We start from the raw sequence: 427 nt of genomic DNA on the forward strand, positions 1-427 counted from the left end.
GACATCGTTGGCGGCTCTGCCGGTCAGTTTATTAGTTCGGCTGGCACCCTGGCCGGACAAGTCCTTCCTTTCCAAGCCGGACCGCAGCTTGCGCCTCAAAGCTTTTTTAGCGATCTTGCCAGAACCACGACTCCAATATGCAACATTGCTGGCGGTTTTACCAGTCCGTTTATTAATTCGGCTGGTACCCCTGTTGCACAGGTCCTTCCTTTCCAGGCCGGACCACAGCTTGCGCCTCAAGGCATTTTTGGCGATATTGTCAGGACGGTTGCTCCCGTAGTCGGCAACATCGTTGGCGGCTCTGCCGGTCAGGTTATTAATTCGGCTGGCAACTTGATTGGGCAAGTCCTTCCTTTCCAGGCCGGACCACAGCTTGCGCCTCAAGGCATTTTTGGCGATATTGTCAGGACGGTTGCTCCCGTAGTCG

General features: G+C 55.0%; 1 protein-coding gene. It reads left to right on the plus strand.

What is annotated here, in order from left to right:
• The coding region (locus JFN88_RS21790; protein WP_199021436.1) for a hypothetical protein at window positions 1-427 on the plus strand (427 nt) is incomplete at both ends.

The sequence above is a fragment of the Paenibacillus roseus genome (assembly GCF_016424485.1).
In the GTDB taxonomy this organism is placed as follows: Bacteria; Bacillota; Bacilli; order Paenibacillales; family Paenibacillaceae; genus Paenibacillus_D; species Paenibacillus_D roseus.